The organism is Staphylococcus sp. GW823-FHT05F06, assembly GCF_058795495.1.
The window spans coordinates 1-15,150 of sequence record NZ_JBXAHW010000005.1; the positions used below are offsets into that span (position 1 = coordinate 1).

General features: G+C 31.2%; 14 protein-coding genes and 1 pseudogene. 12 read left to right on the top strand and 3 right to left on the bottom strand.

The features are described from left to right. Positions 1–139: 139 nt before the first annotated feature. Both AC1Q7N_RS04415 and pepF read left to right on the top strand, forming a co-directional pair. On the top strand, positions 140–1,120 hold the full coding sequence (locus tag AC1Q7N_RS04415; RefSeq protein ID WP_001829282.1) for a competence protein CoiA: 981 nt from the start codon (positions 140–142) through the stop codon (positions 1,118–1,120). Between the two features lie 50 nt (positions 1,121–1,170). Next, positions 1,171–2,979 (top strand): oligoendopeptidase F, encoded by a 1,809-nt coding sequence (gene pepF / locus AC1Q7N_RS04420; RefSeq protein WP_001829279.1) that lies wholly within the window; start codon positions 1,171–1,173, stop codon positions 2,977–2,979. Positions 2,980–3,442: 463 nt separating this feature from the next. Here the strand turns inward: pepF and yjbH are convergent, their stop codons facing one another. The 3 genes from yjbH to AC1Q7N_RS04435 form a co-directional block, all read right to left on the bottom strand. Further along, positions 3,443–4,240, bottom strand: a complete 798-nt coding sequence (yjbH, locus tag AC1Q7N_RS04425) for a protease adaptor protein YjbH (protein ID WP_001829256.1) — start codon at positions 4,238–4,240, stop codon at positions 3,443–3,445. Between the two features lie 22 nt (positions 4,241–4,262). Next, entirely contained in the window at positions 4,263–4,628 is a 366-nt protein-coding gene (locus AC1Q7N_RS04430; RefSeq protein WP_002456103.1) for a truncated hemoglobin YjbI, read from the bottom strand. A gap of 81 nt (positions 4,629–4,709) precedes the next feature. Then, complete coding sequence (locus AC1Q7N_RS04435; RefSeq protein ID WP_002456102.1) at positions 4,710–5,300, bottom strand: CYTH domain-containing protein; 591 nt, start codon at positions 5,298–5,300, stop codon at positions 4,710–4,712. 283 nt (positions 5,301–5,583) lie between these two features. Here AC1Q7N_RS04435 and AC1Q7N_RS04440 point away from each other — a divergent pair, with 283 nt between their 5' ends. The 10 genes and pseudogenes from AC1Q7N_RS04440 to zwf all read left to right on the top strand — a co-directional run. Continuing rightward, positions 5,584–5,931, top strand: a complete 348-nt coding sequence (locus AC1Q7N_RS04440; RefSeq protein ID WP_001829330.1) for a UPF0738 family protein — start codon at positions 5,584–5,586, stop codon at positions 5,929–5,931. Between the two features lie 16 nt (positions 5,932–5,947). Continuing rightward, on the top strand, positions 5,948–6,583 hold the full coding sequence (gene yjbM / locus AC1Q7N_RS04445; RefSeq protein ID WP_001829266.1) for a GTP diphosphokinase: 636 nt from the start codon (positions 5,948–5,950) through the stop codon (positions 6,581–6,583). Between the two features lie 13 nt (positions 6,584–6,596). Then, the gene (locus tag AC1Q7N_RS04450; protein WP_001829306.1) at positions 6,597–7,406 is read left to right on the top strand and encodes an NAD kinase; all 810 of its coding nucleotides are present in this window, start codon (positions 6,597–6,599) and stop codon (positions 7,404–7,406) included. Further along, the gene (locus AC1Q7N_RS04455; RefSeq protein ID WP_002501697.1) at positions 7,403–8,257 is read left to right on the top strand and encodes an RluA family pseudouridine synthase; all 855 of its coding nucleotides are present in this window, start codon (positions 7,403–7,405) and stop codon (positions 8,255–8,257) included. Before AC1Q7N_RS04450 ends, AC1Q7N_RS04455 begins: the two co-directional genes overlap by 4 nt. 24 nt (positions 8,258–8,281) lie before the next feature. Further along, positions 8,282–9,667 (top strand): magnesium transporter, encoded by a 1,386-nt coding sequence (mgtE, locus tag AC1Q7N_RS04460; RefSeq protein ID WP_002484738.1) that lies wholly within the window; start codon positions 8,282–8,284, stop codon positions 9,665–9,667. Positions 9,668–9,676: 9 nt separating this feature from the next. After that, positions 9,677–11,521 (top strand): monovalent cation:proton antiporter family protein, encoded by a 1,845-nt coding sequence (locus AC1Q7N_RS04465; RefSeq protein ID WP_001832661.1) that lies wholly within the window; start codon positions 9,677–9,679, stop codon positions 11,519–11,521. Positions 11,522–12,228: 707 nt separating this feature from the next. Continuing rightward, positions 12,229–12,852 (top strand): DUF443 domain-containing protein, encoded by a 624-nt coding sequence (locus AC1Q7N_RS04470; protein WP_001829337.1) that lies wholly within the window; start codon positions 12,229–12,231, stop codon positions 12,850–12,852. Positions 12,853–12,879: 27 nt separating this feature from the next. After that, positions 12,880–13,176 (top strand): DUF4176 domain-containing protein, encoded by a 297-nt coding sequence (locus AC1Q7N_RS04475; protein WP_025987217.1) that lies wholly within the window; start codon positions 12,880–12,882, stop codon positions 13,174–13,176. A gap of 110 nt (positions 13,177–13,286) precedes the next feature. Continuing rightward, positions 13,287–13,382: a type I toxin-antitoxin system Fst family toxin gene (locus tag AC1Q7N_RS04480; RefSeq protein ID WP_107362610.1), complete on the top strand. Its 96-nt coding sequence runs from the start codon at positions 13,287–13,289 to the stop codon at positions 13,380–13,382. Between the two features lie 316 nt (positions 13,383–13,698). Next, positions 13,699–15,134, top strand: a pseudogene (gene zwf / locus AC1Q7N_RS04485) (glucose-6-phosphate dehydrogenase); the annotation flags it as partial. Positions 15,135–15,150 lie beyond the last annotated feature (16 nt).

Genomic DNA, 15,150 nt, shown 5'->3' on the forward strand with positions numbered 1-15,150 from the left:
TCTCTCTATAACTATAAAAAATAGCTATGAAAAAATCTATCGTCATAGATTTCTTCATAGCTAATCTTAGTATGTTTTTTATTTTAAAAAGTAAAACTATGCTGTACTCCGTTATTAATAATGGGGTGAGGAGATGTTAATGGCAATCAATCAGCAAGGTCAGAAAATTTTAGCGCAACATGCAAACAAATTTGATAAATATCAATGTCCTCACTGTAAGTCTGAGGTGATACTCAAACAAGGGATGACTTTAATAGCTCACTTTGCGCATAAAACACGTTTTAATCACCACTGTTCAAAGTCAGAATCAGTTGAACATTATGAAGCAAAGTTATATTTAGCAAGAATTTATAAAGCATTGAATTTTAACGTGGAAATTGAACCTTATTACAAAGAAGTTTTGCAATATCCAGATATTGTGATCAATCAAGAAAATGCAATTGAAGTTCAATTTTCTAAAATAAGTATCAGTAAAATTATTCGCCGAACAACTGGTTTAAAGCGAATAGGTTTGAATGTGATTTGGATTATTAAAGATGTTCCTTTGAAATATAAATACGTTAAATTATCACCATTTCAAAGTGCTTTTATTCATCCAATTAATAGAACATTAGTAACATGGGATTCCAAAAAGTTTGTATTAATATTATATAGTCAACTTCAACATGTAGGCGGTAAAAATTTTGTTGCTCAAAGAAAAGTTTTAAAATTTGAAGATATAATAAATATGACTTTTCAATCAAATAATGTTCCCAATTTTAGGTTATCTGCTTCTAATATACAACGTTATATAAACTATTGTAGAAAGCGTCACAGTGTTTTAGAACCTACACTCAGTGCCATGTATCAATTAAATATGTATGATTCTGATGTAATTTCTAAATTAGGATATGTTGTACCACATCAAATATATTTAATAACGCATCCAATAGAATGGCAATTAAAATATTTGTTGCTAAGAAGAACATTAAATGACAACGAATTATGTAAACAACTTCTTAGTCAAGTGAAGTTTAGGGTGTTTGCAACGTTTCAATACGACAAACGTCAAATATTAAGCACTATTTTACGTGAATTTGATTATTTATATGAACACGAAAGCTTAAACGTGCAAAAGTAGTGCTAAAATGAGAAAATTAAGCTATTCAGATTATTAAGGAGGTTTACATTATGAGTCAACAATTAACAAGAGAAGAACAGGAACGTAAATATCCTGAATATACATGGGATTTAACAACTATTTTTAAAAGTGATGAAGCATTTGAAGAAGCTTTTAAAAGTATTGAAGCTAAAATAGGTGAAGAAGAAAAATTTAAAGGTCATCTTGGTGAAAGTGCTGAAACATTATATGAAGCGCTAAGTCTTGAAGACGAGTTAGGTACAAAATTAGAAAAGGTATATGTATACGCACATTTAAAACAAGATCAAGATACTGCAAATGATAAATATACCGGTTTAGAAGCGCGTGCACATCAACTTGTTATTAAATATAGCTCTGCATGGAGTTTTTTAGTACCTGAAATTTTACAACTAGATGAAGCTACTATTCAATCTTTTATCGATTCTAATGATGATTTAAAACGATATGAATTCGATTTGAAATTGATTAATGAGAAACGTCCACATATATTAGATGCGAATACAGAAAAGTTATTAACAGAAGCACAAGACGCACTTTCAACGCCTTCTAATGTATATGGAATGTTCAGCAATGCAGATTTAGAATTTGAAGATGCTATAGATAAAGATGGTCAAGCTTATCCTTTAACACAAGGTACATTTATCAAGTATTTAGAGTCTGATGATCGTGAGTTAAGAGCTTCTGCTTTTAGAAATGTTTATAAAGCATACGGTGCGCATAATAACACGCTAGGTGCTACTTTAGCTGGTGAGGTTAAGAAAAATGTATTTAATGCTAGAACTCATCATTATCGTTCAGCACGTGAAAGAGCTTTAAGTAATAATCATATTCCAGAAGCTGTTTACGATAACTTAATCAAAACGGTCCATAAATACTTACCTTTATTACACAGATACACGAAGCTTAGACAAGAGTTACTAGGTTTAGACGATTTAAAAATGTATGATCTTTATACACCTCTTGTTAAAGATGTCAAATTTGAAATGCCATATGAAGAGGCAAAATCCTGGATGTTAAAAGCACTTGAGCCAATGGGAGAAGAATACTTAAACGTGGTTAAGGAAGGTCTAGATAACCGTTGGGTCGATGTATATGAAAATAAAGGTAAACGTTCAGGCGGATATTCATCCGGTGGACATTTAACTAATCCTTTCATTTTACTTAACTGGTCAGACACTGTTTCTGATTTATATACTTTAGTACATGAATTTGGTCACTCTGCACATAGTTACTTTAGTAGACAGAATCAACCATCAAATTTAAGCGATTATACAATCTTTGTCGCTGAGGTAGCATCAACTTGTAATGAGGCTTTACTTAGTGACTACATGGACAAACATTTAGATGATGAACGACGTCTATTGTTACTTAACCAAGAATTAGAACGATTTAGAGCAACACTATTCCGTCAAACAATGTTTGCTGAATTTGAACATAAAATACATCAAATAGAAGAAGCTGGGGAACCGTTAACGCCAAATCGTATGAATGAAGAATATGCTAAACTGAACAAACTATATTTTGGTGAAGCAGTAGAAACTGACGATGATATTAGTAAAGAATGGTCACGTATTCCTCATTTCTATATGAATTATTATGTATATCAATACGCAACTGGTTATAGTGCAGCTCAAAGTTTAAGTCATCAAATTTTAACTGAGGGTCAACCTGCTGTTGAACGATATATCAATGAATTCTTAAAAAAGGGTAGCTCAAACTATCCGATTGAAATTTTAAAAAATGCAGGTGTTGACATGACAACACCTCAACCAATAGAGGAAGCTTGTGAAGTATTCGAACAAAAATTAGATGCTTTTGAAAAGTTAATGAAAGCTTAGTAGAATTGAATTCGCTTACAATATGAACAGATTGTGACAATTTAATTTTATGAATAAACAAGGGTTGAAAAGGATATTTTACCGTGTTATATTATGAACATGAAATTAATCACATAACAAACATACCCCTTTGTTTGAAGTGAAAAATTTCTCCCATCCCCTTTGTTTAGCGTCGTGTAATCAGACACGGCGTTTTTTTATTTGCAAATTTTTAAAGTGAATTTAAAAATTATTGCTATACATGATATATACATTATTGTGTATATTTTTAATAAAAAATAAATCAGTAAATATTAAAAATCGCCTATGACAACTATTCACGTCATAGGCGATTTTTTTAAATTATAGATAACTGAGTTAAACATAAATGTGAATTCTTCTTTTTATACTCGAGAGTCCACGCTATCGTAATTAAGATATAATTTTCAAAATGAAATTTGTATAGCTCTCATCATATCTATCATTAACACTGAGGCATTTTAGATTTCCAAAATTCTCCCTCTGGATATTGCAACTTTTCAACTTTTTGTTGAAGTGTGAGTTTCTTTAATTCTTTATTTAGCAATTTTTCAGGCCATTCATAGATCGTTAAAAGTTCTTCCATTGTTACTAGTTGTTTCTTTTGAATGTAGTATTCTAATTTTGGAGGAAGATTTTTCTCTATAGGTTGTCCCATTAACTCATTAATAATGTAAGTATAAATATGATAAGGATATAATCCTTCGACTTTTAAACCTTCTTCATGAACATTTTCGCTGAAAAAAACAAGTGAGGGAGCTTGTTCTATTTCCATTTCTCTTGCAATGTGAAGATCAACTTTCAAGCTGTCAGTCAACTTGTCCTTTTGCAAGTCTTCTTTAAAAACTTGATAGTCAATGCCGGCATTATTAATACAATCAGAAATCATATCTTCGGTAATAATATCACGTTTTGGAATGATTTCATTTTGCATTAAATGTATAAATCTTTCTGCTCTGATACGACCTTGAAGTTCAGCGGCTTTATAGGCAAGTGCAATATTGTCAAAATCTGAAGTACTTTGAGCTTGACACTTAGTTAATACCTTTAAAGAAGGGTTTAAAATATGTCTTACCTTTATATATTTATTATATTCAATTCTTAATTTTGATAAGATTGCAGATAATTTAAAACAATCTTTGCTAAAAGGATCAAAAAAAGAATAGATTTCTATTTTGCTAACAGGTGATAGATTAGTATCTTCACGACTCTTATTCTCCATGATTCTTAATTCTTCAGCCATGTATTTTCACCTACAATTAAATTTAGGAATTTACCATGTGATTTGCAGTAAGTCTTAATCGCTCAAACAAGTAATCGCCTACACCCGCAGGAAGTTTGGCGTGTTGAATAGCAGTATGCATATTCTCAAGCCATGCATCACGTTCATACTCGCTAATTGTAAATTCCATATGTCTTCGTTTTAACATGGGATGACCATGTTCTTGGGTATATAAGTCAGGACCTCCAAGAAACTGTGTCAAAAATTGCTTCTGCTTTCGACTGGTTTCCTTGAAATCGCCTGGGAATAAATGATTGATACGAGAATCTTTCTCGACAAGTTGATAGAAATGATCAATCATTTGATACAAGGCTTTTTGACCAATCAACTCATATGGTGTTTTAGACATAATATCACCGTGTTCCATTAATATATATCTAATATAACATGAATTTTTACATTTAAAAGTAATTTGCCTTATCGACAACTGTTACTCTTTATCACTTGCATTTTGTTTTTCTTGAAAAAAACGTTGCACTTTATTCAAGGGTTTTTGATGTTGAAGATTAAAATGTTGAAGTAAAGTTTTAAATTTTGAATATCCTTCATCATAAGAATGAACTTCAAACTCTAATTCATAATCAGTTTTGCCGAGATATTCACTCTTATCTAATACTAGTAATTCATTTTGATAATCGGTTTCTAAACGATAGGTAGTTAAGTTTCCTAGTACTTTAAGCTCATTTTCTAAAATATTAAAGTCCTGTTCTAAAATATTTCTAATATCGTTGGGTAATTGAGAAAGTTGAAGTGACATATCAAGTTCAGGTTCTATATTTACTGAGTGATTATATTCTGTCAATCCAACTTCAGCAGGGACTTTTAAAGTCATTTCAAACATATAATCTTTTACCCTTATACGCAAAGCAGCATGATGCTGTTTTAATTTAAAATTCTCTGTGTCGATATAGAAATTAGTTTGCTTAAAAGGTGATTGATTTTTGAAATAGTGTTCATAGATTTTTGAGTAAGTATCTTGATCTAGTATTTGTTTAAATTCAATCTCATTATTCGTAGACATAAAAGTCACCTCTATCATGTTTTAGCTATTGTAAATTTAACACGTCTTATTATGACGAATTTTGATTTATAATTAAAGTCAAACACTATAAGTAAAAGTTGAAACTTAAATTTACTAGGTTAGTTACATGATAAAAGGATTGTGGTGATCACTAAATCATCATAAAAGTATGAGTAATGATAACAGTAAAAACATGAGAGACTAGAAGATTTTTCTGTGAGTTGTAGCGTGTTTTGATAGGTTGTAATATGTTAAACTAGTATGGAATAAGGAGGAAACAAGCATGCGTATTTACATAAATGAAATTAAATTAAAAGATGATGGCGTTTATTGCTTCTCAGAAGAATCTACAGAGGGACTAGAAGAGGTAGGTCAAATGCTTGTTGATAGTGATAATTATGGTTTTGCTTATCTTTTAGATGATGGACAATCATATTCTTATTTGATTTTTGTTCAGGAAACATGGTCGATGTTGCATGAGAATAGAGATAAACGAATCATTATTAATAATCATTTAGAACTAAAGCATTTCCAAGAAGAATTAGATTATGTTTTGAATAACATAGAAGGAAACAATAACTATGGTAAGGAGTTTGTTTCAGCTGTTGAAAAAACTTTCGAACTAGAGTGAAGCGGAGTGAAACAAAATGAACCAGTGGGATCAATTTTTAACGCCATATAAGCAAGCTGTTGATGAGTTAAAAGTAAAACTTAAAGGATTAAGAAAACAATATGAAGTGGGAGAACATAATTCACCAATTGAATTTGTGACTGGAAGGGTAAAACCTATTTCAAGCGTTATAGACAAAGCGAACAAAAGGGGTATCCCTTTTGATTGTTTACATGAAGAAATGTACGATATAGCTGGTCTTAGAATTATGTGTCAATTCGTGGATGATATTGACATAGTTGTTGATATATTAAGACAACGTCAAGATTTCAAGGTTATAGAAGAAAGAGATTACATTCGAAATACAAAAGCAAGTGGCTATCGTTCTTATCACGTGATTATTAAATATCCTATTGAAACACTAAGTGGACAAAAGCACATCTTGGCTGAAATTCAAATCAGAACCTTAGCAATGAACTTCTGGGCTACAATCGAACATACATTAAGGTATAAATATGATGGGGCATACCCAGATGAGATTCAACATCGTTTAGAAAGAGCAGCAGAAGCGGCATATTTATTAGATGAAGAAATGTCCGAAATTAAAGATGAAATTCAAGAAGCTCAAAAGTATTACACGCAAAAACGTGCTAAGAAACATGAAAATGATTAATGAGGTGTAAATCATGCGTTATACAATCCTTACTAAAGGTGATTCAAAATCGAATGCATTAAAGCATAAAATGATCAATCATATGAAAGATTTTCAAATGGTAGAAGATAGCGAAAATCCTGAAATTGTCATTTCAGTTGGGGGAGATGGAACGTTACTACAAGCTTTCCATCAATATAGTCATATGTTATCCAAAGTTGCTTTTGTCGGGATACACACCGGTCATTTAGGATTTTATGCAGATTGGTTACCTCATGAAGTTGAAAAGCTTATTATTGAAATTAATAATTCGGAGTTTCAAGTTATTGAATATCCACTTTTAGAATTAATAGTCAGGTATAACGATAATGGTTATGAAACGAGATACCTTGCTTTAAATGAAGCAACAATGAAAACTGAAAATGGCTCAACATTGGTTGTAGACGTCAATATAAGAGGTAAACATTTCGAACGATTTAGAGGAGATGGGTTGTGTATATCTACACCTTCGGGTTCGACAGCTTATAATAAAGCTTTAGGTGGTGCGCTCATACATCCATCACTTGAAGCGATGCAAATTGCTGAAATTGCATCTATTAATAATAGAGTGTTTAGAACAGTAGGCTCGCCATTAGTACTTCCTAAACATCATACGTGTTTAATTACGCCGGTAAATCACGATACGATTAGAACCACAATCGATCATGTTAGCATTAAGCACAAAAACGTCAATGCAATACAGTATAGAGTTGCTAATGAGAAAGTGCGTTTTGCCAGATTCCGTCCATTTCCGTTTTGGAAAAGGGTACATGACTCATTTATTTCTAGTGATGATGAACGATGATTTTAACATATCAAATTGTACAGTCAGAACCAGTGAAAACTTTTTTGAAAAATCAAGATTATTCTAAACGCACGTTGAGCGCCATTAAATTAAATGGCGCTTTACTATTAAACGGTTCACCTGTAACTGTCAGACATGTTATGAACAAAGGTGATAGATTAGAAGTTCATTTTCCATGTGAAACACCAAGTGAGAATTTGATTCCATACGATAAGGAATTAGAAATCATTTATGAGGATGCGTATTTGATAATTGTAAACAAGCCACAAATGCAAAATTGTGCACCTTCTAGAGAACATCCCCATGGCAGTTTAGTAGAACAAGTGCTTGCTTATTATACAAAAAAAGGCGAAAAAATAAATCCTCATATTGTGACTCGACTTGATCGAAATACTTCAGGTTTAGTTGTATTTGCTAAATTTGGGCATGTACATCATTTGTTTTCAAAGGTGAAATTTAAAAAAGAATATGTCGCCTTAGCCTATGGCCATACACAATCTTCAGGTGTTATTGAAGCGCCTATTGCAAGGCATAGTGATAGTATCATTAAACGAGAAGTTAATGATAAGGGGAAGTATGCAAAAACAGTCTATCAAAGGCTTATGCAAAATGAGACTGCTAGTTTATGTAAGGTTAAATTGCTTACTGGAAGAACGCATCAAATTCGAGTTCACTTTGAGTATATTGGACATCCATTAATTGGTGATGATTTGTACGGTGGAAATCATCCTTGCGTTCATGTACAAGCGTTACATTGCTGTTCAGTTGAATTTATCCACCCCATATATAGATCTCATTACCTAATAAATGTTGACTACAAACAATTAATTAAATTATTCAACATGGTATAATAAATATGTTTTGGAGGTGTTAACATGTCTAACGAAACTGAAATGAAAGACAACGTTCGTGAAGACGTATATGATAAAGAATTATTTGATCGATTATTAGATCAAAATGATATAGATGAATTCAGAAAAGAATTTTTAGAATTACATAACTATGAACAAAGTGAATACTTTGAAGATACGGATGATGGAAATAGACAAAAAATATTTGAGTTTTTATCACCCAAAGAAGTAGCAAATTTCTTTGATCAATTAGACTTTGATGACGATGATTATGAGAGTCTTTTTGATAATATGGACGCTACCTATGCTAGTCATGTCTTAGAGGAAATGTCTTACGATAATGCAGTAGATATTTTAAATGAGTTATCTAAACCTAAAGTGGCGAGTTTGCTAACATTAATGAACAAAGATAAAGCTAATGAAATCAAAGCTTTATTACATTATGAAGAAGATACTGCCGGCGGTATAATGACTACGGAGTTTATCTCTTTAAAATCAACTACACCTGTTAAAGAAGCGTTAATTCACGTAAAAGAACAAGCGCCTGATGCTGAAACAATATATGTCATATTCGCAGTAAATGAAGATGAACAACTTGTTGGTGTTCTATCACTTAGAGATCTTATTGTAGCTGAGAATGATGCATACATTGAAGATGTTATGAGTGAACGTGTCATCAGTGCTAATGTCGGTGATGACCAAGAAGATATTGCTCAATTAATGAGAGACTATGATTTTATAGCTGTTCCAGTTGTAGATTATCAAAATCATTTACTAGGTATTATTACTATTGATGATATCCTGGATGTTATGGATGAAGAAGCAAGTGAAGACTACTCACGATTAGCTGGGGTATCTGACATAGATTCTACAAGTGACTCAGTGTTTAAGACGGCGAGTAAAAGGTTACCATGGCTCATTGTGTTAACATTTTTGGGTATGATTACTGCTACAATATTAGGTAGTTTTGAAGATACTTTATCTCAAGTGGCATTACTTGCAGCATTTATTCCAATTATAAGTGGTATGTCAGGAAATTCTGGCACACAATCATTAGCCGTTTCTGTCCGTAATATATCTACTGGGGAAATAAATGAACAGAGTAAATTTAAGATTGCATTGCGAGAAGCGGGAAGTGGTTTATTATCTGGTATTGTATGTGCAGTTATCCTTTTCTTAATTATTGTCGTCATATTCAGACAACCGTTATTAGCTTTAATAGTAGGTGGAAGTTTGACATGCGCAATGACAGTAGGTACATTGGTTGGTTCAATGATTCCTTTAGTAATGAACAAATGTAAAATTGATCCTGCTGTTGCAAGTGGTCCTTTTATTACAACAATTAATGACATTGTGAGTATGCTTATTTATTTTGGATTAGCTACATCATTCATGTCATACCTAACATAAGGAGGTCATATGGAATTCTTATCTTTAGTTATAGTCGTCGTAGCTGCATTTATGACTCCGATCATTGTGCATCGTTTTAATATAAACTTTCTTCCTGTTGTTGTAGCTGAAATATTGATGGGGATAGTGATAGGTCACTCTTTTCTCAATTTAGTGGAAAGAGATGCATTCCTTAATATTTTATCTACGCTTGGGTTTATCTTTTTAATGTTTTTAAGTGGTCTAGAAATTGACTTTAATGCATTTAAAAAGGATTCACGTCCAAGACAAGGAGAAGATAAACATGAAAAGGATGTACCTGGGCATCTTAAACTGGCACTGACAGTATTTGCATTTATTATGATGATTTCGGTTGTTTTAGCTTTTGCATTTAAATGGTTAGGATTAGTTAATGATGTCCTTTTAATGGTGATCATCATTTCAACAATTTCTTTAGGAGTTGTAGTACCAACCCTTAAAGAAATGAACATTATGCGTACAACGATAGGACAATTTATTTTACTAGTAGCTGTATTAGCAGATTTATTTACCATGATTTTACTAACTGTTTATGGTGCTATTTATGGTGAAGGTGGTAGTACAATATGGCTTACAGGTATTTTAGTCGTATTTACAGTTGTCTTTTATGTAATCGGTGTGTTATTTAAACGTATGTCCTTCTTACAAAAGTTAATGGATGGTACAACGCAAATAGGTATAAGAGCAGTATTTGCACTTATTATTTTATTAGTAGCACTTGCTGAAGGTGTTGGTGCTGAATACATATTAGGTGCATTTCTTGCCGGTGTCGTTGTTTCTTTACTTAAACCTAATGAAGAGATGGTCGAAAAATTAGATTCCTTTGGTTATGGTTTCTTTATTCCAATTTTCTTTATCATGGTAGGTGTCGATTTAGATATCCCAAGTTTAATTAAAGAACCATCGTTGTTACTTATTATACCTGTACTCATTTTTTCATTTATTATTTCAAAATTGATACCAGTATTTTACATTAGACGCTGGTTTGACACTAAAACTACCATTGCATCTGCTTTCTTACTTACATCAACTTTATCACTTGTTATAGCTGCGGCTAAAATTGCTGAAAAATTAAAAGCGATTTCTCCGGAAACTTCAGGCATTTTAATTCTTAGTGCTGTGATTACATGTGTCTTCGTACCCGTGATATTCAAGAAGATGTTCCCAATTCCTAATGAAGTGGGACGCCGCATAGAAGTAAGTATGATTGGAAAGAATCAATTAACTATTCCAATAGCACAAAATTTAACTTCTCAATTATATGATATTTCTTTATACTATCGAAAAGATTTGAGTGATAGTAGAAAGCTCTCTGACGATATTACTATGATAGAAATAGCAGATTACGAAGAAGATTTATTAGAACGCTTGGGACTTTTCGAGCGAGATATTGTTGTATGTTCTACAAATGATGACCATATAAATAAAAGCGTTGCGTTAATGGCTAAAAAACATGGTGTTAAACGTGTTATATGTCGACTCGAAAGCACAAACGAAGATCCGACATTGAAACATCAAGGTATAGAGGTGTTTAGTAATTATTTAAGTAATAAAATCTTACTAAAAAGTTTAATAGAAACACCTAATATGCTGAATTTATTAAGTAATGTAGAAACATCTCTATATGAAATTCAAATGTTAAATTATCAGTATGAAAATATTCAATTACGTAATTTCCCATTTGGTGGCGATATTATTTTTGTTCGTATTATAAGAGATAACGATTCAATCGTACCTCATGGTGATACACAGTTACGATATAAAGATCGTTTGATTGTGACGGGAACTAAAGAATATGTAGATGAATTAAAGCAAGAATTGGAATTTTATTATTAAACACGGCATTGTTTATATACTATCAGGTTTCGATTATGTACGTTATTGTTAGTATTTATCTAAGATAAAAAGTTAAATGTATTTTAATAAGCTTCATAACTTAGAATAAATTGTTTAAAAGTTTTGTTTCTATGTTGACGTCGCTTTTCTGATAACAAAAAGTATTAAGCACTTTTAGTCAGTTGCTTAATACTTTTTTTTAACATCAAAAGGCTACTCTTCTAATGTTGAAATTATAGTGAAAAGTATTTTAAGTAGATATGATTGTTTCCAAAAAAGTATCATGTAATTGTGGAGCGGGTGGGTCACAAGGACTTGCTTATGATTCTCGGATATAATTCTTTTCAGCCGTTATTGTAGCTAGTGGAGAACAAATTAGATTTAATATGCGAAAATTCGTTGGCGTTGACATAGTAAATTCAACTAAAGGATTAGGTACGAGTTAAAAAATTGACTGGGTTGGTCATCAAATTGACAAAGGAATTGATAAATACATTGATTTTAAAACTAAGGAAATTACCTTAGAAGTGAAAGGTGCATTACATATGAAAAATAAATTATAGGATAGTTCTCAGGAGGTTGTAGAAAGCGTTGAAAATGATGCCAACTATTTTAGTAATAAAGCAAAAAAGTCGAAAAATGTTGGAGAAGCTGTCAATAATATCAAAAAAGTAGCAAATCCAATGAAATGGAGTTGGTGAAACAAGATGGATTATGTATACACAATTTATAAAAATCCTAGATATAACATCATTCAAAAAGATAATCGCTATTTAATGGTCGATTTAGAACAAAATTGGTATTCATATTTATGTCCAATGCTGAATTGGTTTATACCTATTAAATTCACAGAATTAACTTATCAAGAATTCAATAATATAAACATATTTCATAATGGAGGACAAAAGAGTCATGGTATGATGGCTGCTGGCGTTGGCGTCACTATCAGTGTGCTATTAAGAAGTCTTGTGGGTTATATAGATATTAATATTAGTCGAATTTGGATAGTTTTTATGTTTTTAATTGGATTTGTTGCTGTGATCACACTTCGTTTATCTATAAGAAAGAAGTTAAATCATCCAGCATTTAATAAAAAGAGTAAACAAAAAGTAATATTGATACCATCATTTAAAAATATGATATTGGTGGTGTTTTGCTATTTTATGATGCTGTTTTTCTCAATTGCACCTTTTCAAATGATTTTTGAGGAAAAGAAAAACATCTTAGGATATATACTTTGGGTAGGTGTATTATTTATATTTACTACTTTGAATATGGCTTCAATTTCTGATAGAAAAGTACATGCCAAAATTAAAAATATAAGAAGATAGGTGAGATAAAGTGGAAACAATAGGAGTATCATATATTTAAAAGAAGGTTCCCAAAAGTTAATGATTATCAATCGAGGACCTATTGTAGATATAGATAATCAAAAATATATATTTGATTATTCAGCATGTAATTATCCTGTCGGTGTCGTAGAAGATCAAATATACTATTTTAACGAAGACAATATCGATAAAGTCGTTTTTGAAGGTTATTCTGATCAAGATGAGATGAGATTTCAAGAATTATTTAAAGAAATGAAAAATAATTTAGATGATGATATTCAACAAGGTATTGTTCAAAAGCAAGATAATTTAGGTTTAATTTAACATAAGTCATGATTATCTGAAGTTATCTATTATCGAATATTCAGAGATGATATAATATATGAGTCGCCTATCTCTCAGGCGTCAATTGACGAAGAGAGGAGGTGCATTAATTGCTAATCATTTTCGTTCACATCACGACCACAGTCCTCAGTTGTTGTATTATTGCATTATTTACTCATTGGATATGTAATTGCAATAATAAATAGGCAACCATAGACACACATAAAAATCCCCACACTATTGCAGTAGTGTGGGGATTGGTGCATTAATTGCTAATCATTTTCATTATCTAGATTATAACACTGGTTAGTAGAGAAATGCAAAGATAGACAAATAATTAATGACTGAGGATAAAGATATGAAACAAACATACTTTCCTCATTTTGATACCATAGCCACCAAGTTTTTACTTGTGTTCTATTTCTAACATTTAATACTTTCAAAATTTCTTTTGTTGAAAATCCTGCTGCTTTCATTTCAACGGCTTTATACTTTGTTTCTACTGAATAAGAAGCTTTTTATTTTGGAGCAACAGGTGATTTAAGCTATCGAAAATTTTTCCCATCTATTTATAATTTGTTTCAAAAAGGATACTTTGAAAATTCACTAACAATTATTGGCAGTGGTTTAAATGAGTTAACTACTGATGAATTTAGAGAAAAAGTCAAAAATGCTATTCAAAATAATATTGAAAACTCAAAGGAAATTGGTGCGTTTTTAAAACGTTTATTTTATAAACAACAGGACGCTAATAGTAAAGATAGCTACCAAAAATTTTTGGAAATGAGTTTAGAACTAGATGATAAGTTTGACCTAAAAGAAAATCGATTGTTCTATCTTGCAATGTCCCCTAAATTTTTTGGAGTTGCAACAAACCACTTGAAAGAGTCTGGATTAACGAACGTAAAAGGGTTAATGCGAATAATTATAGAAAAACCATTTGGTGATGATTTAAAATCTGCAAAAAAATTAAATAATCAAATAAGTAAGTCTTTTAAAGAAGAAATATTTGGAATTGGTCACTATTTAAGTAAAGAAATGATTCAAAATATTGAACGTCTACGATTTTGAAACACTATATTTGAACCACTTTGGAATAATAAGTATATTTCCAATATACAAGCAACTTCTTCAGAAACGATTAGTATAGAATATCGTGGTGGTTACTACGAATCAAGCGGCGCCCTAAAATTCATGGTTCAAAATCATTTATTACAAATGGTTTAATTACTTGCAATAGAACCTCCAATTAGTAGAAAAAGTAGTGATATAAGAAAAGAAAAAGTTCAAGTCTTAAAATCCTTGAAATGTTTTAATCCAAATGAAATTAAAGAAAGTTTCGTACGTGGTCAATATGATGGGGGAATGATCAATAATGAGTTCGTTCCTGCATATAGAAATGAACCTAATGTAAATTCACAATCTAATACTGAAACTTTTGTAGCAGGTAAAATAGAAATTGAAAACTCTAAATGGGCTGGTGTTCCATTTTATATTCGTACAGGAAAAAGAATGAAGAAAAAATCTATCCAAATCGTTATAGAGTTTAAAAAAATCCTATGCATTTATATTATAGTAATTGTGAACAGAATGCACCAAACTTATTAGTCCTCAACGTACAACCTAATGAAGGATTTTCTTTATGTGTGAATGGTAAGAAAAGTAATCAAAATAATGAAATGCAAAAAGTGAAGCTTCCTTATACTATGCCGATTAAAGATAAAATGAATACAGTTGATGCATATGAAAATCTTATTTACGATGCATTAATTGGAGAACAAACAAACTTTACGCATTGGGAAGAATTAAAACATTCTTGGAAATTTATTGATGATATTGAAAATGTATGGAAACAAGAACAGCCACAGTTTCCTAATTATGCCTCTGGAAGCTATGGACCTAAAGAAAGTGAAAAATTACTTAGTGAAGACGGATTGAATTGGTGGAATAATTTGTAATATAAAAGACTGAAAG

What these genes read in the sequence shown, in the direction of transcription:
- AC1Q7N_RS04470 (WP_001829337.1), top strand. Translation starts at nt 12,229, where the DNA reads ATGGATTATGTATACACAATTTATAAAAATCCTAGATATAACATCATT.
- yjbM (WP_001829266.1), top strand. Translation starts at nt 5,948, where the DNA reads ATGAACCAGTGGGATCAATTTTTAACGCCATATAAGCAAGCTGTTGAT.
- AC1Q7N_RS04450 (WP_001829306.1), top strand. Translation starts at nt 6,597, where the DNA reads ATGCGTTATACAATCCTTACTAAAGGTGATTCAAAATCGAATGCATTA.
- pepF (WP_001829279.1), top strand. Translation starts at nt 1,171, where the DNA reads ATGAGTCAACAATTAACAAGAGAAGAACAGGAACGTAAATATCCTGAA.
- AC1Q7N_RS04465 (WP_001832661.1), top strand. Translation starts at nt 9,677, where the DNA reads ATGGAATTCTTATCTTTAGTTATAGTCGTCGTAGCTGCATTTATGACT.
- AC1Q7N_RS04415 (WP_001829282.1), top strand. Translation starts at nt 140, where the DNA reads ATGGCAATCAATCAGCAAGGTCAGAAAATTTTAGCGCAACATGCAAAC.
- AC1Q7N_RS04430 (WP_002456103.1), bottom strand. Translation starts at nt 4,628, where the DNA reads ATGTCTAAAACACCATATGAGTTGATTGGTCAAAAAGCCTTGTATCAA.
- mgtE (WP_002484738.1), top strand. Translation starts at nt 8,282, where the DNA reads ATGTCTAACGAAACTGAAATGAAAGACAACGTTCGTGAAGACGTATAT.
- AC1Q7N_RS04455 (WP_002501697.1), top strand. Translation starts at nt 7,403, where the DNA reads ATGATTTTAACATATCAAATTGTACAGTCAGAACCAGTGAAAACTTTT.
- AC1Q7N_RS04440 (WP_001829330.1), top strand. Translation starts at nt 5,584, where the DNA reads ATGCGTATTTACATAAATGAAATTAAATTAAAAGATGATGGCGTTTAT.
- yjbH (WP_001829256.1), bottom strand. Translation starts at nt 4,240, where the DNA reads ATGGCTGAAGAATTAAGAATCATGGAGAATAAGAGTCGTGAAGATACT.
- AC1Q7N_RS04435 (WP_002456102.1), bottom strand. Translation starts at nt 5,300, where the DNA reads ATGTCTACGAATAATGAGATTGAATTTAAACAAATACTAGATCAAGAT.